At 53.3% G+C, this 22,175-nt stretch carries 18 protein-coding genes; 7 read left to right on the plus strand and 11 right to left on the minus strand.

Annotated elements, in window-relative coordinates:
- Positions 1-206: 206 nt before the first annotated feature.
- Entirely contained in the window at positions 207-893 is a 687-nt protein-coding gene (locus AC6I8T_RS05385) for a GntR family transcriptional regulator (RefSeq protein WP_021182333.1), read from the plus strand.
- A 76-nt stretch (positions 894-969) separates the two neighbouring features.
- Here AC6I8T_RS05385 and AC6I8T_RS05390 read toward each other — a convergent pair whose 3' ends face one another.
- Genes AC6I8T_RS05390 through AC6I8T_RS05405 form a run of 4 tightly spaced genes read right to left on the minus strand, consistent with a single transcriptional unit; the run spans position 970 to position 6,699 of the window.
- The gene (locus AC6I8T_RS05390; RefSeq protein WP_497833576.1) at positions 970-2,184 is read right to left on the minus strand and encodes an amidohydrolase family protein; all 1,215 of its coding nucleotides are present in this window, start codon (positions 2,182-2,184) and stop codon (positions 970-972) included.
- Complete coding sequence (locus AC6I8T_RS05395) at positions 2,181-4,649, minus strand: branched-chain amino acid ABC transporter ATP-binding protein/permease (protein ID WP_497833577.1); 2,469 nt, start codon at positions 4,647-4,649, stop codon at positions 2,181-2,183. The genes AC6I8T_RS05390 and AC6I8T_RS05395 overlap by 4 nt, the downstream gene beginning before the upstream one ends.
- Complete coding sequence (locus AC6I8T_RS05400) at positions 4,646-5,509, minus strand: branched-chain amino acid ABC transporter permease (protein ID WP_208724997.1); 864 nt, start codon at positions 5,507-5,509, stop codon at positions 4,646-4,648. The genes AC6I8T_RS05395 and AC6I8T_RS05400 overlap by 4 nt, the downstream gene beginning before the upstream one ends.
- A gap of 11 nt (positions 5,510-5,520) precedes the next feature.
- Positions 5,521-6,699: an ABC transporter substrate-binding protein gene (locus AC6I8T_RS05405; protein ID WP_208724998.1), complete on the minus strand. Its 1,179-nt coding sequence runs from the start codon at positions 6,697-6,699 to the stop codon at positions 5,521-5,523.
- Positions 6,700-6,866: 167 nt separating this feature from the next.
- Here AC6I8T_RS05405 and AC6I8T_RS05410 point away from each other — a divergent pair, with 167 nt between their 5' ends.
- Positions 6,867-7,268 (plus strand): nuclear transport factor 2 family protein, encoded by a 402-nt coding sequence (locus AC6I8T_RS05410; protein ID WP_021182338.1) that lies wholly within the window; start codon positions 6,867-6,869, stop codon positions 7,266-7,268.
- A gap of 90 nt (positions 7,269-7,358) precedes the next feature.
- Here AC6I8T_RS05410 and AC6I8T_RS05415 read toward each other — a convergent pair whose 3' ends face one another.
- From AC6I8T_RS05415 to AC6I8T_RS05435, 5 genes are all read right to left on the minus strand, one after another.
- The gene (locus tag AC6I8T_RS05415) at positions 7,359-8,219 is read right to left on the minus strand and encodes a ketose-bisphosphate aldolase (protein WP_021182339.1); all 861 of its coding nucleotides are present in this window, start codon (positions 8,217-8,219) and stop codon (positions 7,359-7,361) included.
- A 3-nt stretch (positions 8,220-8,222) separates the two neighbouring features.
- The gene (locus AC6I8T_RS05420) at positions 8,223-9,635 is read right to left on the minus strand and encodes a PTS fructose transporter subunit IIC (protein WP_497833578.1); all 1,413 of its coding nucleotides are present in this window, start codon (positions 9,633-9,635) and stop codon (positions 8,223-8,225) included.
- 22 nt (positions 9,636-9,657) lie between these two features.
- Positions 9,658-10,131: a PTS sugar transporter subunit IIA gene (locus AC6I8T_RS05425; protein WP_021182341.1), complete on the minus strand. Its 474-nt coding sequence runs from the start codon at positions 10,129-10,131 to the stop codon at positions 9,658-9,660.
- Positions 10,121-11,569, minus strand: coding sequence for a BglG family transcription antiterminator (locus AC6I8T_RS05430; protein WP_497833579.1), 1,449 nt, complete (start codon positions 11,567-11,569; stop codon positions 10,121-10,123). Before AC6I8T_RS05430 ends, AC6I8T_RS05425 begins: the two co-directional genes overlap by 11 nt.
- Before the next feature lie 396 nt (positions 11,570-11,965).
- Entirely contained in the window at positions 11,966-12,313 is a 348-nt protein-coding gene (locus tag AC6I8T_RS05435; protein WP_208725001.1) for a hypothetical protein, read from the minus strand.
- 491 nt (positions 12,314-12,804) lie between these two features.
- On the opposite strand from AC6I8T_RS05435, the gene AC6I8T_RS05440 reads away from it, so the two are divergent.
- Positions 12,805-15,537 carry a cation-transporting P-type ATPase gene (locus tag AC6I8T_RS05440; RefSeq protein WP_497833580.1) on the plus strand — a complete coding sequence of 911 codons (2,733 nt, stop codon included), beginning with the start codon at positions 12,805-12,807 and terminating at the stop codon, positions 15,535-15,537.
- A 32-nt stretch (positions 15,538-15,569) separates the two neighbouring features.
- Here the strand turns inward: AC6I8T_RS05440 and AC6I8T_RS05445 are convergent, their stop codons facing one another.
- Positions 15,570-16,673 carry an AI-2E family transporter gene (locus AC6I8T_RS05445; RefSeq protein WP_021182346.1) on the minus strand — a complete coding sequence of 368 codons (1,104 nt, stop codon included), beginning with the start codon at positions 16,671-16,673 and terminating at the stop codon, positions 15,570-15,572.
- Between the two features lie 202 nt (positions 16,674-16,875).
- On the opposite strand from AC6I8T_RS05445, the gene AC6I8T_RS05450 reads away from it, so the two are divergent.
- The 3 genes from AC6I8T_RS05450 (at position 16,876) to AC6I8T_RS05460 (ending at position 19,349) form a co-directional block, all read left to right on the plus strand.
- Complete coding sequence (locus AC6I8T_RS05450; protein ID WP_071783553.1) at positions 16,876-17,106, plus strand: DUF1272 domain-containing protein; 231 nt, start codon at positions 16,876-16,878, stop codon at positions 17,104-17,106.
- 818 nt (positions 17,107-17,924) lie between these two features.
- The gene (locus tag AC6I8T_RS05455; RefSeq protein WP_021182348.1) at positions 17,925-18,413 is read left to right on the plus strand and encodes an RcnB family protein; all 489 of its coding nucleotides are present in this window, start codon (positions 17,925-17,927) and stop codon (positions 18,411-18,413) included.
- Between the two features lie 108 nt (positions 18,414-18,521).
- Entirely contained in the window at positions 18,522-19,349 is an 828-nt protein-coding gene (locus AC6I8T_RS05460; RefSeq protein WP_208725497.1) for a Cof-type HAD-IIB family hydrolase, read from the plus strand.
- 46 nt (positions 19,350-19,395) lie between these two features.
- Here the strand turns inward: AC6I8T_RS05460 and AC6I8T_RS05465 are convergent, their stop codons facing one another.
- Positions 19,396-20,559 (minus strand): iron-containing alcohol dehydrogenase, encoded by a 1,164-nt coding sequence (locus AC6I8T_RS05465; protein ID WP_497833581.1) that lies wholly within the window; start codon positions 20,557-20,559, stop codon positions 19,396-19,398.
- Between the two features lie 271 nt (positions 20,560-20,830).
- Between AC6I8T_RS05465 and gntT the strand changes: the two genes are divergently transcribed.
- The gene (gene gntT, locus AC6I8T_RS05470; RefSeq protein WP_021182351.1) at positions 20,831-22,147 is read left to right on the plus strand and encodes a gluconate transporter; all 1,317 of its coding nucleotides are present in this window, start codon (positions 20,831-20,833) and stop codon (positions 22,145-22,147) included.
- Positions 22,148-22,175 lie beyond the last annotated feature (28 nt).

Here is a 22,175-nt window from a genome sequence, read left to right on the forward strand (position 1 = left end):
GCCCAATCATTTGGGAGAGGTGTGATAGGTTTGTAAAGTTGTTATACCAAAAAAACAAAACGCGGATGAATACCCATGTCAAACTTGTTGGCTAAATATTGATATTCGACAACAATTTCCTTCACGCAATTTCCCCTACAACCTGTTCAGCAAGCAGCCCTTGAGATGTTAATATCGAGGCATTAACACCCCCGGATGAGGTCAGAATGAGTCAGGTCGCCACCGCGAAGCAGCGTGAAGTGCAGCGTATCGTTGATGCGCTCTCGCTCGCTATCGCGCAGCATCGTCTAAAGCCAGGCAGGCGGTTAGTCGAGGCGCAAATTGTCGAGGCGCTAAAAGCCAATCGCAACCATGTGCAGGCGGCGCTACAACGTCTGGCGTTGCAGCATATCGTGACTATCGAACCCAATATCGGTGCGATGGTGGCGCATCCTGAAGCGCAGGAAGCGCGGGAGATCTTTATTGCCCGGCGGGCGATTGAGAGCGCGATTGTGGCGTCGATAACCCCCACGCAGATGGCGCAGTTTGCCGATGATATCGATGCGCAGCAAAAGGCCGAACATGCCGCCACCGGGCAGCAGGATCGTCGTGATATCGTGCGTGAGTTGAGTGCCTTTCACCTGTTGTTGGCAAAAGTCAGCGGCAACAAAGTATTGAGTGAAATTCTGTCAAACCTGATGGTGCGCAGTTCGCTGATTGTCGCGCTGTATCAGCGTAATGATGTGCCGTCATGCCAGTGCGCCGAGCACGGTGCGATCCTTACGGCGTTAAAAGCGGGCAACACCGAAGAAGCGCAGCAAATCATGCTGGCGCATCTGAATGAACTGGAAGCGGAACTGGATTTAACCGAAGTGGTATCCGAGGAGCTGTCGCTGAGCCAGGCACTGCTGTAAACGGGGTACGAGCGGTCAGTCGCCCTCATCCCGACCTTCCCCCGTAAGCGGGAGAAGGAGGGGGGCCACATACCCGTTAAGGTCTATTGAGCACAGCCTGCGGGCGGTTGAAGGTTTGTCTGCCACGTTTAAAACCGGCGATTGGCGGGGCAATCTGCGCCACAATCTGCCCGGCGTGTGTCACATCAAATATCACCATATCGGCCAGGCAGCCCGGCGTCAGGCCATAGTCGGTTAAGTGCAACAGCTTTGCCGACTGGCTGGAGATCCAGCTCAGGCATCGCAGCAAATCTCCCTGGGTTCCCAATTGACGCACGTTGGCGAACAGGTTGGCCTGGCGTACCAGTGAGGCATCGCCAAACGGGGTAAAGGGATTGGCGATATTGTTGGTGGAGAGGGAACACACCACGCCACAGCGATCCAGCTCATCCAGCGGTGCGACGCCGCGCGGTTGCAGGGCAAAGCGATCGCGCGCGGTGAGAAACAGGTCGGTGGCGGGCAGGGCGGTGACCTGCACCCCCGCATCAGCGAGCCTCCGGCCTAATGCACGCAGTGGTTCGATATCCAGAATCGATAACTTGGTAACGTGCCCGACGGTAACCCGACCGCCCCAGCCTGCACGTTCTGTCTCCTCAATCACGCTATCGATCAGCCGGTTTTCTGGCGACAGATCGAAATCGAGATGAAAATCGAGATCGACATCATAGCGTTGGGCTAAGACAAACAGCCGCTGGATCTGACCAATTGGATCGCTGTCGGTATACGGGCAGCCGCCCAGCAGATCCGCGCCCGATGCCAGTGCTTCGCACAGCAGCGTCTCGGTGCCTGGATTATTCAGCATCCCTTCCTGCGGAAATACGCAAAGTTGCAGATCCAGCGCCCAGGCGTAATCTGCCTGCAAACGGCGAATGGCGCGAAAACCGGTCAGACCAATCACCGGATCGATCTCGATATGGGTACGCATGCGCGTGGTGCCCTGAATAATGGCTTGTTCCAGCACGCGGGCACCACGTTGATAAACGTCCTCCTCATTGAAATCGGCTTTGGCGCGCGCGGTTTCACGTATCGCCTCCGCCAGCGTACCCTCTTGCTGGCGGCAGCGATCGATGATGCAGGCTTTATCGAGGTGGATATGGGTTTCCAGCAGACCGGGCAGCACCAGCGCACCCGCCAAATCCAGCGTCTCCGCCGGTTCATTATGTGCAGCGACAAAATGTTCGTTGGCGATGTACAGCGTTTGCAACGCCTCTGCGCCCGGCAATCGGGCATTGATGATGTTCAGCCGTTTCATGCGTTCCCTGCTCCCAGCCAGGCTTCTGCCAGATCCGCCTGTGCCAGCAGATCCTGTGCGCGTCCGGCTTTCACCACTTCACCCGATTCCAGCACCAGCGCACGGTCGGCAATGGTCAGGGCGAGATTTGCCATCTGATCGACCAGCAGTAGCGTGACGCCTTCATTACGTAACCCGGCCAGCGCGTCATACAGTTCGCCAATCATCGCAGGTGACAGGCCGAGGCTGGGTTCATCCAGCAGCAAAATCGAGGGGCGCGACATCAGGCCACGGCCAATCGCGACCATCTGTTGTTCGCCGCCGGAGAGCAGCCCAGCCTGGCTGTGCAGGCGATCGCGCAGGCGCGGGAAGCGGCGCAGGATCGCCTCCACTTCCGCCTGCGGATCGAGCCGTTCGCTACAGGCATACTGGCCGATCAGCAGGTTATCCAGCACCGTCATTTGCGGGAACAACTGGCGTCCTTCCGGCACCAGCGACAGACCGCGAGCGGCGATTTGGGCGGCGTTGAGTTCTTTGATCGAATGATCGTGCAGATAAATGGCTCCGCTGTGTGCCGGATGCAGCCCGGCCAGCGTTTGCAGAATGGTGGACTTCCCGGCTCCGTTGGCGCCAAGAATCGCCACGGTTTCGCCCGGATTGACGGTGAAGCTGACATTACGCACCACCGGCGCAGCGCCATAGTCGAGCGTCAGTTTATCCACCACCAGCCCCGGTTCGCCGCTGTTGCGCAACGGCATCACGCGAGGTTTGCCGCGATACTCGGTGCCGCCGAGATAGGCAGCGATCACCGCCGGATTGCGCTGCACCTCTGCCGGACTGCCTTGTGCCAGGGGTTTACCGGCATCCAGCACTTGCAGACGATCGCTGACCGCCATCACCAGCGCCATATCGTGTTCAACCACGATCACCGCCAGACCAAATTTTGCCAGTCGGCGCAACAGCGGGATCAGGGCATCCGTTTCTTCCCGACTCAGTCCGGCTGCGGGTTCATCCAGCAGCAGCAGGGCAGGATCGAGCGCCAGCGCACGGGCAATCTCCACCAGCCGACGATCAACATGCGGCAGATCTTCTGCCGGGGTATGCACCGAACCGCGATAACCAACCAACGCCAGCAGTGCCAGCGCGACCTCCCGTTGCTGCTGCGCCGGGTGACGCCACGGCAGTCCCTGGCGGCCACGCTGCTGGGCCACCAGCAGGTTTTCCAGCACGCTCATTCCGCCGAACAGTTGGGTGGTTTGGTAGGTGCGGGCGATCCCGGCGCGTGCGACGCGCCAGGCAGGCTGACCACGCAGTTCCTGTTGCAGGCGAATGCTGCCGCTGTCGGCACGATAAAAGCCGCTGATCATATTCAGCACCGTGGTTTTTCCGGCGCCGTTTGGCCCCATCAGGCCGAGGATCTCACCGGCACGCACTTTGAAGCTGACATCGTTGGCCGCCTGGACGCCACCAAAACGGATGCCGATCCCCTCGACATTCAACACATCATTGCCGCCACGCTGGAAGTGACGTTGCAGCAGGGCTTCGTCGGGTGTTGCAGGGGCGAATTGCGCAGCGGGTTTCGCCAGCCAGCGCGCCAGCGTACCGAGCAGGCCACGCGGTGCCAGCCACAGCACGCTGAGCAGCAACACGGCAAAAATCAGCAGGCGATATTCCGCGAACGAGGACAGTATCTCCGGCAGCACCACAATCAATAACGCGCCCAGCAGTGGGCCGAATAGCGTACCGCTACCGCCAACCACCACTGCCAACACAAACAGGATCGACTGTGCGAAGGGGAAAGAATCCGGGTTGATAAACATCATCAACGGCGCAACGAAAGTACCGGCGGCGCTGGCGAGCATGGCAGAAAGCGCGAACGCCAGCGTTTTACTGACCACCGGGTTAAAGCCCAGCGAACGGGCAGCAATCTCACTGGCCTTGACGGCACGCATCGCCAGTCCCCATTGGCTGCCTTGCAGGCGGGCAAACAGCGCCAGAGCTGCCAGCATCAGCACGGCGCAGCATAAGGCCAGTCCGATATTGGGATCGAGCGGGCCAAAGTCGGGCATCGGGATGCCCATCAATCCATTCGAGCCGCCGGTCACCTCACGCCATTCAATCAACACATGGCGCACCACCAGCGCAAAAGCGATGGTAATCATCGCCAGAAACGGACCGCTGACGCGCAGCGCCGGGATGGCCAGTAAACCGCCAATCACGCCACACACCACCATCGCCACCAACAGGGCGACGCCGAGCGGCACGCCATTCATGGTCAACGCCGCCGAAATGTAGGCTCCGAGCGCGTAGAAGGCGATGTGGCCGAAGGAGATTTGTCCGCTTAGCCCCAGCAGAATATTCAGCCCGACCACCGTGGTGACGGCGAGGGCAAACAGGGAGAACACCAGCAGCGCATAGCTGCCGAGCACGAAGGGCAGCAGCAGGCTGATCAGCGCCAGCGCAGCGAGGGGGAGGGTTTTAATCATACTTTGACCCTTAATTTTTGCCCGAACAACCCGTTCGGGCGCAGCGCCAGTGCCAGAATCACCAGCGAGAAGGTGAAGATTTGCGTGAAGGCGGAGCCAAACCACAGCGTAACCAGCGCTTCACTGAGGCCAAACAGCAACCCGGCGATCCAGATGCCGCTGCTGCTGGCAAGACCGCCGAGGATCGCCACCGCGAAGGCTTTCAGGCCGAATAAGGTACCCATATCGCTTTGGATGCTGAACAACGGCGCGATCAGCAGGCCAGCCAGCGCGGCAAACACGGTGGAGAGGGCGAACGCCACTGCCACCACGGTATTCACCCGAATGCCCATTAACTGCGCAGCGCGCGGGTTCTGTACTGTGGCTTCCAGCACTTTGCCGATGCGGCTGTAACGGCGGATCACGGTCAGAGCCACCACGATCACCACGCCGGTCAGCGGGATCAGCAGGTTGATTAGCGACCATGAGCTGCCAAAGAACGTAAAGGTAACGTCGGTCACCGGGAACTGGCGTGGCTCTTTGCCGAAAGTAAACATCGCCAGGTTATCGACGAGGATCCCGCCCGCCACCGTCGCCATCAGCCAGGCTTCCGAATTGCGTGCCACAAACGGTCGCACCAGCAGGCGCTCAATCACCACGCCATACAAGGCGCAGCACAGCAACGTGGCGGGCAGAGCCAGCCACAACGGCCAGCCGAAAGTCACGTACAGGCTGTAACCGAGGGTTGCGCCCACCATCATGGCGCTGCCCTGAGCAAAGTTCAGGGTGCGGGACACAATCCAGGTGATATGAAAGCCGAGCGCCAGCAGGGCATACATGCTGCCGAGGCTAAGTCCGGTGGACAGGGCGGTACTCCACATTATCCTTCTCCTTACTGGGTAACTGGCAGGATCTGCTCGCCTTCAAACCGGGCAAACACGTAGTCTTTCGGTCCCAGGGCATCGTGTTGCTGCACGGTGAACGGTTGCTGATAATGTTTAATCAGGCCGTCATATTCCTTGATGGCGTAGAAACCATTGCGAATGGCGGTGCCATCGAGGCTGGTGGCGTTGTTCAGCGCCAGGGCGGTCAGGTGCATGGCATCGTAAGCATTGGCGATGCCCACCGCCGGTGTGACATCTGCCAACCCTTTGATTTGTGGATACTGTTTTTTCAGTTCATCCATCACCTGGTTGCCTTTGGCCGAGTTATGGTCGGTAAAGACAAAAGTCTGGATAAAGGTCACCTGATCGGCACCCGGGCCAGCCAGCTCGCTGAAGCGACCGCCAGCGGGTCCCCAGTGTGAAACGACCGGTACCTGCCAGTTCATCTTGTGCAGCGATTTCACTACCTGCGCCGAAGGTCCGACGTTGCCGACCATCAGTAGAGTATCGGCACCGTCATTTTTCAGGCGGGTCAGTTGCGGCACCAGGTCCACATCACTGTCTTCGATACGTTCAACCCCGGCTACCGGGATGTTGTTTTTCTGCAATGCCGCGCGGAAACCCTTCTCGTTCGATTCCCCCCACGGATTGTTTACCAGGATCATGCCGGCTTTTTTCATGCCTTTCTTTTCGCTGGCGTATTCCACCAGTGCTTCATCCACCAGTTCATCCACTGCGGAGACGCGGAACACGTAGTTCTCCTTCGCACCGTTATGGGTGATGCCGGTGCCTGCGGCCCACAAGCCGACAAAAGGGGTCTTCAATTGATTCGCCAGCGGTACGATCGCCAGCGAGACGGGGGTGTCCAGGCCGCCGAACAGCACGGCAACTTTTTCACGCTGGATCAATTCGCGCGCAGCCAGCATCCCTTTGCCGGGGTTGCTTTCATCATCACGGCGCACCAGCTCCAGCGGATGGCCTTTCACACCACCTGCCGCATTGATCTCGTTGATGGCGATGGTCAGCCCACGGGTCAACGCCTCGCCCGATTTAGCCGATTGACCTGACAATGCCGTGACCAGACCGACTTTGATCGGATCGGCTGCCAACACGCTCGCTGACATCATGGTCATCAGGGTGGCGGCAGCGCATAAACGCCAGTTTTTCAGTAACGATTTTCCGGACATCACTCACCTCATGTGGATTGCTAGCAATAATATTTTTATTTCTAGCAATTACGATGCCAGTTTGTTATTGCTTAAAAACAGGCGGTTTATCCCGCAAGTTAGCGGCAAAGTTGCGCCATTGTGGTGCTGATGCGCCAGCGTTGTGCAAATTCACATCAGGAGGTTTTATGTCTGAAATTGAGCAAGCGGTTGAGGTGGTTAAGGGGTTTTTAGCAGCATCTATGGCTCCCGATGCGGTGCTGGCAGCGACCTTTATGCATCCGCAGGTAAGCATCACCTTTACCGGGAAACGTGAGTTTCCCACCACCAAAGGCATCACGGACTTCAACGGTGCACGCTATAAATGGGTGAAGAAGTCCGTCGGACAATTTGACTGGATGGATCGCGGCGATCACGTTGTGGTGTACTCCAACGGCACCTTGTATGGCGAGTGGCCGGATGGTCGACCCTTTGCCGGTAATCGTTATCTGGATCGTTATGAAGTGCGAGAGGGATTGATCGTGAAAATGGACGTGTGGAACGACAGCGCCGAATGGATTCTGGCACCGGAGATTGGGCGCGTGGAGTAGTCATGATCCGTAGCGGTGCGATTTATCGCGCGTTTTTTTCGTAACCAAAACCCGCGCGATAAATCGTGCCGCTACGGCATGTGCTTTTAATTAATGATAAAGCTCCGCTTTACCCACTGAAGAAAACAGCTTCATTTTATGTTCCACTACCGCGCGTGCCGAAGCCATTGGTTGAATAAACAGGCTGCTTGGCTCATGGCTTGGTGATTTCATGGATTCTTCCAGCGCCACGAAGAAGGCTTTTTTCATATCGCTGGAGATATTGATTTTGCCGACGCCATATTGAATCGACTCCGCCACTTCGCTGTCTTTGTTACCGGAACCGCCATGCAGTACCAGCGGAATCGACAGGCGTTGCTGGATCGCTTTCAGGCGATCAATATCCAGTTTGGGTTGCATACCTGGCGGATAGAGGCCATGTGACGTGCCTATCGCCACCGCCAGGGTATCGACGCCAGTTTCTCGGACAAAACGTTCAGCCTGCGCGGGATCGGTGTAGAGGATTTCATTGTGTCCACCTTCTGCGCTGCCCTGCGCCACACCAATGGTGCCGAGTTCGGCTTCGACAGACACATTCACCGTGTGCGCCACCTCGGTCACTTTGCGGGTGATGGCGATGTTCTCCTCCAGCGGGAACGCAGAGGCATCGATCATCACCGAGGTGTAGCCGGTGCGAATGGCGCGCATCACCTGTTCCAGCGACTGGCCGTGATCCTGATGGATAACCACTGGCACCGATGCATTGCTCGCCAGTTCGCGCAAATAGACAATAAATGCATCGCCGACGAATTCATGCTCATCCGGGTGTACCTCTAAAATCACCGGAGATTGCAGTTTTTCCGCGACCTCAATCACCAGGCGCGCAAATTCGGCGGAAGCAATATTGAAGGCGCCGACGCCAAACTTATTCTGCTGCGCAACCTGGAGTAAATCTTTCATATTCATCAACATTACTTAACCCTCTTGTGGAAGTTCCTGACAATCTTTTTTGACAAAACGGAGAATCAGCGCGGTCAAAATGGCACCGGCGGCGATGGCGCAGGCATAGGCAACGACATGGGTGATGACATTCGGGATAAACATCACGAAGATGCCGCCGTGCGGGGCGCGGGAACCGCAACCCAGCGCCATAGAGAGCGCGCCTGCCAGACCTGAACCGGCCACAATCGCGGGGATCACGCGCAGCGGATCGGCCACGGCGTAGGGGATGGCCCCTTCAGTGATAAATGACAGGCCCAACACCCAGGTGACTTTCCCGGTTTCTCTCTCCTGATGGGTGAATTTCTGTCTGAACAGCAGGGTGGCCAGCGCAATACCCAGCGGCGGCACCATCCCGGCGGCCATACAGGCAGCAATCGGTTCATAGATTCCGGAGGACATTAAGCCAATGGCAAACATGCAGACGGTTTTATTTAACGGGCCGCCCATATCAAACGCCACCATCATGCCAATCAGCAGCCCCATAATCGCGGCGTTGGTATTGCCGAGATTTTCCAGAAAGGTGGTCAGAGCATGAAGCAGCACTTTGATCGGTTCACCGACGACAAAAATCATCAATGCGCCGGTAATCAACACGCTGAGCAATGGCACGATCAGAATGGGTTTCAGGCCCGCCAACGCTTTGGGCAGGTTGACATATTTCACGATGGCGAAAGTAACGTAACCAGCGAGGAAACCGGCCAACAGCGCGCCGAGAAAGCCCGACCCGGTGTGAATGGCCAACATCCCGCCGACGGCACCCGACACAATCCCCATATTGCCGCTGATCGATTTACTGATCCCGAGAGAAAGTATCGGTAGCATCAGGGCAAAAGCCGCGCCGCCGCCAATATCAGAAAACATCTTCGCCAGTGGACTGAAATGCGGATCGCCTGGTGTCGCCGCGGTAATACCGAATGAAAAACTCAGGGCAATTAAAATACCGCCGGCGACCACAAACGGGATCATCAGGTTTACGCCAGTAATCAGATGGACATAGATTTGTGATAACCATGATCGGCTTTGATCCGTTGATTCAGATTCGCTATGGCTACGGCTATTTTTGAGTTCCAGTAACTCTGATTTTATTTTTCCTGACAGAATATCATTTAATAATCCCTGTGCATCTTTTGCTGCACGGGTAACAGGCACTCGAATAATTTTCTTGCCACTAAAGCGCGAAAGGTCAATCACTTTATCCGCAGCAATTAATACCGTGTCAGCCTTTTTAATATCGTCCGAGGTCAGGATATATTCACTTTCAACCGCACCTTGTGTTTCGACAAGGATATCGACACCCATCTTTTTGGCATTCTTTTTTAAATTTGCTTCGGCAAGATAGGTGTGAGCAACGCCTGTAGGGCAGGCGGTAATGGCTATGATGTTCATTATGCTCTCCTGATGAAAATTATTATTCTTCGCTATGATTGACGATCAAATCATAAAGCTCCTCCTTAGTTTGCGAATTGATAAGTTTATCCACAGTGTCATCGTCACCGAGGGCGATCGATATTTTAGCCAGTACCCGGATATGACCTGCACCGCTGTCAGCATCTTTGACGGCAAAAAGAATAACCAATTTGACGTCGGAACTGTCCATCGTTTCCCAGTCGACAGGGGAGCTGAGTTTGGCAACCGCAATACGGGTTTCTTTCACCCAGGATGATTTCCCATGCGGGATCGCGATCTGGTTTTCAAATCCAGTGGAACCCAATTCCTCGCGCGCCAGTACATCATGGATAAAACCGGCCTTATTGGTGATTACCTGCTCGGAGTAAAGGCAATCTGTCATTTTCTCAATAACTTCGAGTTTGTCTTTAGCAACCAAATCGGTCAGCACACAGGAACGGCTTAACAAATCTGCGACCACAATTTTATCGAGCATCACATTTCTCCTTACGGGTTATATCGGTTCCCAGGCATTCAACAACGCGAGCAATATCATTTCTGGAAAAGAGCGCCGAAACATAGGCGACAGGCAATTCAATATCGTCTAAGCGAATGGTGGAAATAATCAGATCGCAGTGCTGGCTTTGCAGTGTCTGTTTGAGACGGGCGCCAGGGACAATGTCGATAATCTCCCATTCGGGAAAGGCACGATTAATACGGCTGGATAACAGTTGTGAAGTGCCGATACCACTGGAGCAGACCAGAATGACCCGTTTTTTTGCTTTGGTTTTTTCCAGCGCGTTCTGAATATAGATAGTCAGCCAGGCAATTTCGTCGTCAGAAGGCAGAGCAAGATGCTGCTCCTGATGGATCGCGAATGCGGTTTGTTTCACCGCCGTAAATACCTGATTAAATTCGTTACGGATCTCTTCCAGCAACGGATTATGGATAACAATCCCGTAAACCAGACGGTTCAACATCGGTTTTATATGGGAAGCCAGCGCTTTTTTTAATCCACTATCACGGGAAAAATCGATATCCAGTGAGGCGGAGAGTCGGTTAACCAGCAAACCGGCATATTCCATCGCGGTGCAATCATGAGGGTTATTCTCAGTTTCTGTCACGGTGACAGGGTGCATGCCAGATGAAATAATATATTGGTAAATATAATTGACTTCGATAGCCGGAAAACGGGTTTGGTATTCATTTTCCAGCCAGAGGATAGCATTTTCGGCAATGCGCCATTCCCGGTTATCGTAACGAATAAAAACCGTTTGTTCCGCCATATTTCTGCCGGGATGTAAGTTGCGGCGCAGCGTGACCAGCAGATGAGAAAATAAGTTCGTGTAATAAGGCTCACTGATTGAACCTTGCAACTCTTCCTCAATGAGGGCAATCAGGTTCATACAGTTGGCAACATTTTCCTGACCAAACTCAGTAATAAGTTGCACCCTGGAAAAACGGTCGATGCGGCTGTCGGTCATCTGATAATTGCTCAGCACGCTATGGGTAATAATCTCTTTCAGTGCCATTCTGATGTTATAATCGGTTCCGGAAATAAAAGTTCCTGAATGGTCTTTTCTGATCGCAAGGGAAAATTTTTCGATCCAGATTTCAATCTTTTTCAAATCTTCAACGATAGATGAGCGACTGATAAAATATTTTTCCGCCAGTGCACTGATGGATAAAGGATCGGGCGAATCTGAGAGTAAATCGGTGGTCATACTGATCAGCCGCTTACTTTTCAGAATGCCGAGCATGGCATCATCGTTAGTATCATGTGGTACGGAAAGGGTACTACTGACATCTAATTTCAATCCCAGTCCCGGTTTGCTGATAACTTTATTGTTTCCCAGGTAATACAAGTTAATCACTTCCACATCACGACGGATGGTACTGATAGAAATATTGAGCTGTTGCGCCACCTGAGTCATCGGCAACCAGCTATTCTCCAGTGCCAGTAAGTTAACTAACTCTATTTGTCTTTTGTTGAGCACTGTCATTGTTATCCTCTGCGCAGAATTTATGTCGGTGCTGGCTCTGTGGTTGTTATAGCCAGAAATCAGGAGGGGAGAAATACCAAAACATGAACGGAATATGTTCAAAATGATGAACACAGTTAAATCAGAATAATAATGTCAGGGCATTGCCGGGTAGACGCTAATGGATGATGGCGAATTTATTGCCAGTGAGATCACAGAAATATTTCGACAAGGAATTAGAATTGGGAGTTACTTCACAGAATATAATTCCGTAACGGCACGATTTATCGCGCGGGTTTTTGACAACCAAAAAATGCGCGATAAATCGCGCCGCTACGGAAAGGAGGACTAGCTGCTGGCGTTTTGCCCCTCCAGGCTGATAAACAGATTTTCCGGCACGCTGAAAATCACCTCCAGCGCATCGCCGCGGTGAAGCGGGGAAGAGACGAGTGGGTATGGATGCTCGTTGAGTTTCAGGCTGCTCTGAGCGTCATGTTCTCGCCACGATCCGACACCTTTCAGTGCCAGGCCATCTTTACCCGGTGTCGCGAAGATGCGCAGGGTTTCAACATTATTATCCTTGAATACAGAACTCTTAATTACGTTAGGTACTATCATCTCCGTGATTTTTTTATTATTACAACCAATAAGAATCAAACAGCACAGCAACGCACCCAACACCGGCCAGTTGTTCATTTTCCTTGCCCTTATCAATTAACTACCGGGTCAAATATGCATCACGAATTCAGCTTAAATACTGATTGCCCGCAATCTTTATGGCGGGAGTTAACTTTTTCAACTTTCGTTAAGGTTTCGTTTAATGTCTTCTGCGCGATGGATCCAGGCTGGATGGAATATTAAAGATCAACAATCCTGTGACAGGAAAGGCGATTTCCTCATCAAAATAAAACAATAAAATAAATATAAATTATTGTTTTTTAATATTTTATTTTGTTTTGGCGTTAGAGGTTAAAAAGGGTTATAAAATCTGAAAATCTCTAAATATTGTCGGATTAGAATTTTCTTATCGTGATAATAATTTACCTTTGTGACTAGCTTTGGGTGAATTACCTGCGGATTTAAAACTGAGAAAAACATGATATTGGTCATCGCGATGGCTGGAGATTTTATTAAAGTGTGATTTTTATTTTGGTCATAATTTATTGATTCAGTCCCACGGGGTAATTATGAATGTCATTCCTTTTACCATGAGGCGAACGGATTCCGCCGAGCGTCCCTGGTATCAACAAGAAAGCGCAGCCGCGTTCTCTGCATTTAACAGTTGTCCACAAGGATTAAGCGGTGAAGAGGCGCAGCAGCGACTGCATACTCAGGGTCCAAATATTCTGCCGCAGAAGCGCGAGAAATCGGTGTTGATGCGTTTTATCGCCCATTTCAAAGATGTGCTGATTTATATTCTGCTGGCGGCGGCGCTAGTTACGGCCATGATGGGCCACTGGGTCGATACCTTTGTCATTCTCGGCGTTGCTGTCATCAACGCACTGATTGGATTTATCCAGGAAAGTAACGCCGAGAAGTCATTGAAAAGCATTCAAAATATGCTGTCGAGCGATGCCATTGTGCTGCGTGAAGGATTACAGGCTACCGTTGCCACGCAGAATATCGTGCCGGGTGACGTGGTCATGCTACGGCCTGGCGACAAAATCCCGGCCGATTTGCGCCTGTTTGAAGTCCATAATTTGCGGGTTGAAGAGGCGATTTTGACCGGTGAATCCACCGTGGTGTCAAAAAGCACCGCGGCGCTGGAAGGTGAGAAATCCCTGGGTGACCGGCTCAATCTGGCGTATTCGGGCACTACGGTAAGTTCTGGAACGGCGATGGGTGTTGTGATCGCCACCGGTGGCGATACCGAGTTAGGCCATATCAATGCGATGATCTCCTCAATTGAGGAAGCCAAAACACCGCTGCTGGTGCAAATCGATAAATTGGGTAAAGCGATTTTTGCCATCATCCTGTTGATGATGGTGGCGCTGTTTGTGTTTGGTTTTTTGCTGCGCGACATTCCTCTGGGGGAACTGCTGCTGTCGGTAATCAGCCTCGCGGTGGCAGCGGTGCCGGAAGGGTTGCCGGCCATTATCTCCATCATTTTGTCGCTGGGTGTGCAATCAATGGCGCGCAATCAGGCGATTATTCGCAAGTTGCCGACGGTGGAAACACTGGGTGCGATGTCCGTTATTTGTTCAGACAAAACCGGCACTCTGACCATGAATGAGATGACGGTGAAAGCGGTGGTACTGGCGGACAGCCAGTGGCGTATCAGCGGCAACAGCTATGAACCACAAGGTGAGTTTCATCCTGTTATCAGCGCCAGTGGTCATGCTGCGGGAGAAGATAGCGTGTTGCAGGCCTTTCTCGGGGCTGTTGATCGCTGCAATGAAAGCCAACTGCGCCAGGACGAACAGGGCCACTGGGGCATCATTGGTGGCCCCACCGAGGGTGCGCTGAAGGTGCTGGCCGCGAAAGCGGGCGTGAAGTCTGATGCGATTGAAGTGGTTAGCAAGCTGCCGTTTGATTCTCTCTACAAATATCAGGCGGTGAGTGCGGTGATGGATGGGAAACCTTGCATCCTGCTGACCGGTGCGCCGGATGTGTTGCTGGCGCTGTGCCAGCAGCAGCAGGGGGAGCAGGGCGTTACGGCGATCGATCGGGATTACTGGGAGAACGCCATCTCGACGTACGCCAGCGAGGGGTTACGTACCGTGGCGGCGGCCTGGCGCTGGTTGCCGACCGTGAAGCATCGACTCGACCATGAGGATTTGCGCGAGGGTATGACGTTGCTGGGGTTGGCATGCATGATGGACCCGCCACGCCCGGAAGCGATTACCGCCATCCGCGACTGCCAGCAGGCGGGTATCCGCGTGAAGATGATCACCGGCGATCATCAGGAAACGGCGATGGCGATCGGGCAGATGCTGGGTATTGGCAACAGCACCGCTGCGGTGACGGGTTATCAACTGGAACATATGGATGATGCCGCATTGGCGCAGGCAGCACAGGAATACGACATCTTCGCTCGTACCAGCCCGGAGCATAAGTTACGGCTGGTGAAAGCGCTGGCAGCGAGCGGGGAAATTGTCGGTATGACCGGCGATGGCGTCAATGATGCCCCGGCGCTGAAGCAGGCCAATGTCGGTATTGCTATGGGGATCAAAGGGACAGAAGTGACCAAAGAGTCAGCTGATATGATCCTCGCCGATGACAACTTCGCCACCATCGCGGCAGCGGTGAAGGAGGGACGTCGGGTGTATGACAATCTGAAGAAAACCATCCTGTTTGTGATGCCAACCTGCTTTGCTCAGGGGTTGCTGATCATCATCGCTATCTTAATGGGTAACCTGTTGCCACTGACGCCGGTACAGATTCTGTGGATGAATATGGCGACCTCTGCCACGCTCTCGTTTGGTCTGGCGTTTGAGCCTGCGGAACAGAACATCATGCGGCGGCCACCACGCAATGTGCGCAGCAATGTGATGGATGGATTTGCCATCTGGCGTGTGCTGTTTGTGGGGCTGCTGATCTCAGTCAGTGCTTTTATGCTGGAAGCCTGGTTGCAACCGCGTGGTTACAGCCCGGAGTTTATTCGCACCGTATTGTTGCAGATGCTGGTGACCGCGCAGTGGGTGTATATGCTTAATTGCCGCAACAGCGAGGGCTTCTCACTGGATGCTGGTTTGCTGAAGAACCGGGGAATCTGGCTGGTGACGCTGGTGTTGATCCTGCTCCAGGCGCTGATCATCTATGTTCCGCTGATGAATACCCTGTTTGGCACCCAGCCGTTACCGCTGAAATACTGGTTTATCGCGTTGGCGGTCAGTGCCGGGATCTTTGTGCTGGTGGAAATTGAAAAACGCCTGACGCGCGGCTGGCGCACATCAGGCGACAAGGTGATGGCGAGTTAACGTTTAAGTCGGGTGCCAGACGGCACCCGCTATCAGTCGCGCTGCTTCCCTTCCTCAATAAACTCTTCATCAATCTCTTCCACGTTGTCACGGTTATCACGTCCGGAAAGCAGGTTCCAGCAGGCGATAAACAGCGCGGCAATTAACGGACCGATGACAAAGCCGTTGATACCGTAAACTTCCATGCCACCCAGCGTGGCAATCAGAATCAGATAGTCCGGCATTTTGGTGTCTTTACCCACCAGCAGCGGGCGCAGAATATTGTCCACCAGACCGACCACCACCACAAAGAAGCCAACAAGGAACAAGCCTTTCCACAGCGCGCCGGTAGCGAAGAAGAAAATGGCGGCGGGCACCCAAATGATCGCCGAACCAATCGCCGGAATGAGCGAGAGAAACGCCATTAACGCGCCCCACAGCAGGCTGCCATCGATATCGGTGATCCAGAATGCCAATCCACCCAATACCCCTTGTACCACGGCGACCACCACGGTGCCTTTCACCGTCGCGCGAGACACCGCCGCAAACTTCAACAGCAGATGGTGTTTGACATAGGTGGAGAGTGGCAGCGCCTCTAAAATCAGGCTTACCAGCCAGGCACCATCTTTCAGCAGGAAGAACAGCAGATACAACATCACACCAAAACCTACAGTAAAGGTGAAGGTACCTTTACCGATGATGAACACGCTGCCCGCCATATACTGGCCGCCCTTCAGGGCAAAGCCGGAGAGTTTTTCCTGGATTTGCGTGGCGTTGTTCAGATGATGTTCAGACAGATAATTACGTGCCCACGCTGGCAAATGTTGGAACAGGTCGGCAAAGACCGTCGGAAACTGCGATGAGTTGTTTTGCAGTTTGGTGTAGACGGTATTGAGCTCCACCACCAGCGATGAGGTGACGATAGCCAGCGGTGTGAAGACGATCAGGCAGATGATCAGCAATGTCACCAGCGAGGCCAGGCCGTTACGATCCCCCATTTTTTGCCGTAACACGGATTTCAGTGGATGGAAAATCACCGCCAGAATCGCTGCCCATAAAATGGCGGAGAAGTAAGGGGTGAGCACGTCAAAAAACGCCACCGTGACAATCGCCAGGATGACGATGAAAAAGCCGATATTCAAACCTTTAACTTGCATCAATACGTCTCTTTAAAAAGGGGAACGCATGAACTATAGAAGGTCTGGTGATGAGCGTCACATATTCGGCAGGACAGCTGCGTGATTTATCGCGTGATGTGGAATCTGTTGATGTCCTGATTTGTCCCTGTAGTGTCTGCCTGCGATCTGGTCATAAACGATTGCAGCGGCGATGATGGATTTTTTCGTACAGGAGAACACCATGCTGGAACTTCGTCCTAACTGTGAATGCTGCGATAAAGATTTGCCGCCGGAGTCAAGAGAAGCGCATATCTGCTCGTTTGAGTGCACCTTCTGCATTGATTGCGTCACCGGGGTGCTCGATGGACATTGCCCGAACTGTGGTGGAGAGCTGGTACGCCGCCCGATACGACCCGCAGCTAAGTTACTGCGTTATCCGGCATCGACGACACGCCATCTGGCAACAAGGTAAATACCAATGATGAGGTATTCAACAGGTAATTATCCGTTCCGGTATACAGAAGTAAAAACAAAAGAAGTCTCCGCTCGCATTTCCCGGGCAGAATAATCTGATCGCATGAGTTATTTCTAATAACGCTAATATTGAATTATGTATTAATCACGGTTTGGTATTAATTGGTTTTTTGTGGGATCTTACGGCTTTCGCCAGATGAAAATTATCCATGAAAGCTGTGTTTCGTTAAGAAATGCTGATAGTCAAGAGAGTGGTTTTTCTTTACATGTTTGATTTTGATTGTTTTTTTATGCGGAATGACCTGAGGTGTCTGATAATGTCTTGATAGCAAGAAATATCTTGTTGGCTACTCTGGTCAGAGCACAGACCTTATTTAAAAGTATTTTATTCTGTGCAGAGGATTATTTACCTCAGCATCTAACTCCTTACGTATTTTTCTGAAAAAAAGTCATTTTTAAAAGAATTTTTCATTTTGAAATGGTATTGTTTACCGGCAATGCTAGTGATGTGGCGTTGTGTGCTTCAGTTTTACCCTCGCTTTTGTAGGGTTACCCCTCTTTATGCAATAAATGGAAATTGATTCCTCCCGATCTTCGCGATCGGGTTTTTTTCATTGATTACTCTCCCCGTAGAATGCTGCATTTTCGGTCCATTTAATGTCACGCCTGACACAAACGTTAAGAAAGCGATAATTCGAGGTAATATATTGTAAGTCGGTAGTTTTTTAGGAGTTTTGGAAATGCGCTTTAGCCTCCATATCATTAATAGTATCGCTTAACGGCGCTATCACTGCCGTTATCCCTGGAGGTAACACCATGAAAAAAACAACATTGACTTTAGTCGCTTCGCTTATTGCATGCAGCACATTGATTTCCAGCGTTTCCTGGGCTGACGGCCCCGGTGACCAGCGCTGGCAGCAACACGGTGGTAATCAACATCAGGACCACGGTAATGGTCCGGATCGTGGTGGTAATCGTGGCCCTGACCACGGCAACAACCGTGGCCCTGATCGCGGCGCAGATCGTGGTCCTGGCCGTGGCAATGATCATTATGCTGGACGTCCGATGCCGCAAGGCCATCACGGTGGTGATCGCTTCGCCTGGAACGGCCATGATTTCCGTCGTGGTTACCCGGCGCCGCCGGAATTCCGTGGCCCGCATTATCGTGTCGATGACTGGCGTGGACACGGCCTGTATGCACCGCCACGCGGTGAATATTGGTCGTATATCGACGGTAACTACGTCCTTGTAGCCGCAGCCACCGGTATCATCACCGCGATTCTGCTGAATAACGCCTTCAACTAATCCTGCCGACGGATGGCCATTGCCATCCGTCTTTTCGCTGTTTTCTCCTCCCCGCCAGGTTATCCTCTATAGCGATCTGTTTTCCTTTCAATGCGCTAAGGAGTCATGATGGCCGTGGTAAAAATGGTGGCGGTAGATATGGACGGCACCTTTCTCGACGACAAAAAACAGTACAATCGCGCACGTTTTCACGCCTGTTACACCCAACTGAAACAACGTGGCATCAAATTCGTGGTCGCCAGCGGCAACCAATATTATCAGCTCAAATCCTTCTTCCCTGAGATCGCCAGCGAGATTGCCTTTGTGGCGGAGAATGGCGCGTGGATTATTGACCGGGATGAGGAGTTGTTCTGTGGGGCGTTTTCGCGTGATGACGTTCATGCGGTGATGGATACGCTACAGCGTGGTCACTATCCCGATCTGAAGTATTTGATTGCCGGTCGTAACAGCGCTTACTACTTCACCGATGCCGATGAGTCATGGTTGACGAAAATGCGGCACTATTGTCATCGCCTGAAGGCTATCGATAGCCTGAGTGATACCGGTGACGATAAGTTGTTTAAATTTGCGCTCAATCTCTCCGACGACTATGTGTCGATTTTGATGGCCGATATTGAACGCTTGCATCATGGTGCCGCAGCGGCGACGTCCAGCGGGCATGGGTCGGTTGATTTGATTGTGCCGGGTCTGCATAAGGCCAATGGATTACGCCTGTTGCAGGCGCGTTGGGGCATTGCTGATGAGGAAGTGATGGCGTTTGGCGATGGTGGCAACGACCTCGAAATGTTGGTGCAATCTGGTTTCAGCTTTGCCATGCAGAATGCGCCACAGCGTGTGAAGCAGGCGGCACGTTATCAGGCACCGTCCAATAATGACGAGGGCGTGTTGCAGGTCATTGAGCAGATGCTGGCAGGGCAGGGGCCATTCCACGCCTGAACGCATATCCGGGACGAAACGGCGCGATAGATCGCGCCGTAACGGATCATGCGATCTGCCAGGCTGCCGCGATCATGTCAGTCAACGTCTCTTTGGTGTAGCTGACCCAGCCGTTTTTACTGTTGGCTCGCGCCACAATCCACTCAACTTCCGTCGCTGTCAACGTTGGGCCGCCCTGCCAGAACGGCATGATGGCGTGCTGTTGCAGCCAGGCTTTTAACGCCAGTGCCGGTGGTGCCGGATCATCCGGCAGCAGTTGTTGCGCCAGTTGCGCCATCAGTCGCTGCTGCTCGGGATGTTCGCTTTCGGCCAGCACATCGAGGAACGGAAACAGCAGACGTCCACAGACTTCGCCATGATGGAAAGGCTTAATCGCCCCCAGCTCCCCGGCGATACCGTGAATCACCCCCAATCCGGTGCTACTCAGACAGACACCGCCCAGCCATGACGCCATCATCATCGCTTCGCGGGCATTATCACCTGCCTGATCGGTGCGATTCAGTGCGGGCCAGGCTTGAAAGAACAAGCGCAAGCCGCTCAACGCCATCTGCTGGCTGAACAGATTGCCCTTGCGCGATAAATAGGCTTCAAACAGATGGGTAAAAGCGTCAATGGCGCAGGTGGCCAGGACAGGGTCTGGCGTCCCTTTGAGTAAATCGGGATCGAGAATTGCCACCTGCGGCACAAACACCGGGTGGCGCAGTGAGGCTTTCACCTGGATATGTTGTTGGTCAGTCACTACCGCGTTTTGTGTCGCTTCGCTACCGGTGCCAGCCGTGGTCGGAACCGCAATCAGCGGCAATGTGGCAGGCTGTACCGGCGTATCACCTACTTTCTCCAGATAGCGCGCGGTGGGTAGCGGATGTTGCATCATGGCGCTAAAGGCTTTGGCTGCGTCCAGCACGCTGCCGCCACCGATCGCCACCACTCGATCAACATGGCCGCGCCAGCGATTGACCCAGCCATCAATTTCATCTGGCGAAGCCTCATGGCTGACGATCTCATAGCCGAGGATGTTCTCGTTGAGCGCTGCCCCGAGGCGCGCCCAGGTAGGGCCGTTCAGAAACGAGCGACCACAGAACAACAATGTCGGCTGCGAATTGGCGGCCAGCAACGGCACCAGCCGATCAATACTGCCTCGGGCAAACAGGGTTTGTTGATTACTGTACAGCTCGATCAGATTCTCACTCACCTGCACATCCTTTTTCATGGGCGGAAAGACCTTAGTGTAACCAAATCACTTCCTGCTGCCGGGGCAAACATTCTGATAACCAGTGGGTAAAAAGTTGATCACCTTCTCAAATCCGAAATTCACCTGGCGCGGCAGGTGATTTCTTCATCGTGTTACCCTTAACATGATACCGGTAACAAGATGCGACGCTATGTAACAACATATCAAACGCTGCTTTATCCATCGTCCTCAGGACTTATCACAACAAACCGCTGCCGGTGAAAGATCTGGCAAAAAGTGGAGAAAAATTATGCCATTACTCTACGTGGCTATCGGGGTGGCGTTATTGCTGCTGCTGATGATTCGTTTCAAACTGAATGGGTTTATTGCGCTGATTCTGGTGGCGCTGGCCGTCGGTATGATGCAGGGCATGCCGGTCAACAAAGTGATTGGATCGATCAAAACGGGTGTCGGCGGCACGCTGGGTAGTCTGGCGCTGATCATGGGTTTTGGTGCCATGCTGGGCAAACTGCTGGCTGACTGTGGCGGGGCGCAGCGCATTGCGACCACGCTGATCGCTAAATTTGGTCAAAAACATATTCAGTGGGCGCTGGTACTGACCGGTTTTACCGTCGGTTTCGCACTGTTCTATGAAGTGGGCTTTGTGCTGATGCTGCCGCTGGTGTTCAGCATCGCGGCCTCAGCGCGCGTTCCATTGTTGTTTGTCGGTGTGCCGATGGCGGCTGCGCTGTCTGTCACCCACGGTTTCCTGCCGCCGCATCCGGGGCCAACCGCCATTGCCACCCTGTTCAATGCTGACATGGGTAAAACGTTGTTGTTTGGTACCCTGCTGGGCATTCCTACCGTCATTCTGGCGGGACCGGTGTATGCACGTTTCCTCAAAGGCATTGATAAACCCATTCCGGAAGGACTGTGGAACCCGAAAACCTTCAGCGAAGCAGAAATGCCGGGTTTTGGTGTCAGCGTTGCGACGGCTCTGGTACCGGTGATCCTGATGGCTCTGCGTGCGGTGGCGGAGATGGTACTGCCGAAAGGCCATGTGGTGCTGCCTTACGCCGAGTTCTTTGGTGATCCGATCATGGCAACGCTGATTGCGGTGTTGATTGCGATCTTCACTTTTGGTTTGAACCGTGGACGTAGCATGGATGAGGTGATGGGCACGCTGAGTGACTCGATCAAAATCATCGCGATGATGCTGCTGATTATTGGCGGTGGCGGGGCATTTAAGCAGGTGCTGGTGGACAGCGGCGTGGATAAATACATCGCCAGCATGATGCATGAAACCAATGTCTCTCCGATTTTTATGGCGTGGTCCATTGCGGCTGTCCTGCGTATTGCGCTGGGTTCTGCCACCGTGGCGGCGATTACGGCAGGCGGTATTGTGGCTCCGCTGATTGTCACCTCCGGTGCAAGCCCGGAATTGATGGTGATTGCCGTTGGCTCGGGCAGCGTGATTTTCTCCCACGTCAACGATCCGGGATTCTGGTTGTTCAAAGAGTATTTCAACCTGACTATCGGTGAAACCATCCGATCCTGGTCAGTGCTGGAGACCATCATTTCGGTCTGCGGTCTGGTGGGTTGTTTGCTGCTGTCGATGGTGATTTGATGTGGAAACGCTGAGGCGTTAAGCCTCA

The organism is Pantoea sp. X-Soil-OKNW-556, from assembly GCF_059730695.1.

Excerpts from the sequence above, each read along its gene's own strand:
- AC6I8T_RS05385 (WP_021182333.1), top strand. The coding sequence starts at position 207 with ATGAGTCAGGTCGCCACCGCGAAGCAGCGTGAAGTGCAGCGTATCGTT.
- AC6I8T_RS05390 (WP_497833576.1), bottom strand. The coding sequence starts at position 2,184 with ATGAAACGGCTGAACATCATCAATGCCCGATTGCCGGGCGCAGAGGCG.
- AC6I8T_RS05395 (WP_497833577.1), bottom strand. The coding sequence starts at position 4,649 with ATGATTAAAACCCTCCCCCTCGCTGCGCTGGCGCTGATCAGCCTGCTG.
- AC6I8T_RS05400 (WP_208724997.1), bottom strand. The coding sequence starts at position 5,509 with ATGTGGAGTACCGCCCTGTCCACCGGACTTAGCCTCGGCAGCATGTAT.
- AC6I8T_RS05405 (WP_208724998.1), bottom strand. The coding sequence starts at position 6,699 with ATGTCCGGAAAATCGTTACTGAAAAACTGGCGTTTATGCGCTGCCGCC.
- AC6I8T_RS05410 (WP_021182338.1), top strand. The coding sequence starts at position 6,867 with ATGTCTGAAATTGAGCAAGCGGTTGAGGTGGTTAAGGGGTTTTTAGCA.
- AC6I8T_RS05415 (WP_021182339.1), bottom strand. The coding sequence starts at position 8,219 with ATGTTGATGAATATGAAAGATTTACTCCAGGTTGCGCAGCAGAATAAG.
- AC6I8T_RS05420 (WP_497833578.1), bottom strand. The coding sequence starts at position 9,635 with ATGAACATCATAGCCATTACCGCCTGCCCTACAGGCGTTGCTCACACC.
- AC6I8T_RS05425 (WP_021182341.1), bottom strand. The coding sequence starts at position 10,131 with ATGCTCGATAAAATTGTGGTCGCAGATTTGTTAAGCCGTTCCTGTGTG.
- AC6I8T_RS05430 (WP_497833579.1), bottom strand. The coding sequence starts at position 11,569 with ATGACTCAGGTGGCGCAACAGCTCAATATTTCTATCAGTACCATCCGT.
- AC6I8T_RS05435 (WP_208725001.1), bottom strand. The coding sequence starts at position 12,313 with ATGAACAACTGGCCGGTGTTGGGTGCGTTGCTGTGCTGTTTGATTCTT.
- AC6I8T_RS05440 (WP_497833580.1), top strand. The coding sequence starts at position 12,805 with ATGAATGTCATTCCTTTTACCATGAGGCGAACGGATTCCGCCGAGCGT.
- AC6I8T_RS05445 (WP_021182346.1), bottom strand. The coding sequence starts at position 16,673 with ATGCAAGTTAAAGGTTTGAATATCGGCTTTTTCATCGTCATCCTGGCG.
- AC6I8T_RS05450 (WP_071783553.1), top strand. The coding sequence starts at position 16,876 with ATGCTGGAACTTCGTCCTAACTGTGAATGCTGCGATAAAGATTTGCCG.
- AC6I8T_RS05455 (WP_021182348.1), top strand. The coding sequence starts at position 17,925 with ATGAAAAAAACAACATTGACTTTAGTCGCTTCGCTTATTGCATGCAGC.
- AC6I8T_RS05460 (WP_208725497.1), top strand. The coding sequence starts at position 18,522 with ATGGCCGTGGTAAAAATGGTGGCGGTAGATATGGACGGCACCTTTCTC.
- AC6I8T_RS05465 (WP_497833581.1), bottom strand. The coding sequence starts at position 20,559 with ATGAAAAAGGATGTGCAGGTGAGTGAGAATCTGATCGAGCTGTACAGT.
- gntT (WP_021182351.1), top strand. The coding sequence starts at position 20,831 with ATGCCATTACTCTACGTGGCTATCGGGGTGGCGTTATTGCTGCTGCTG.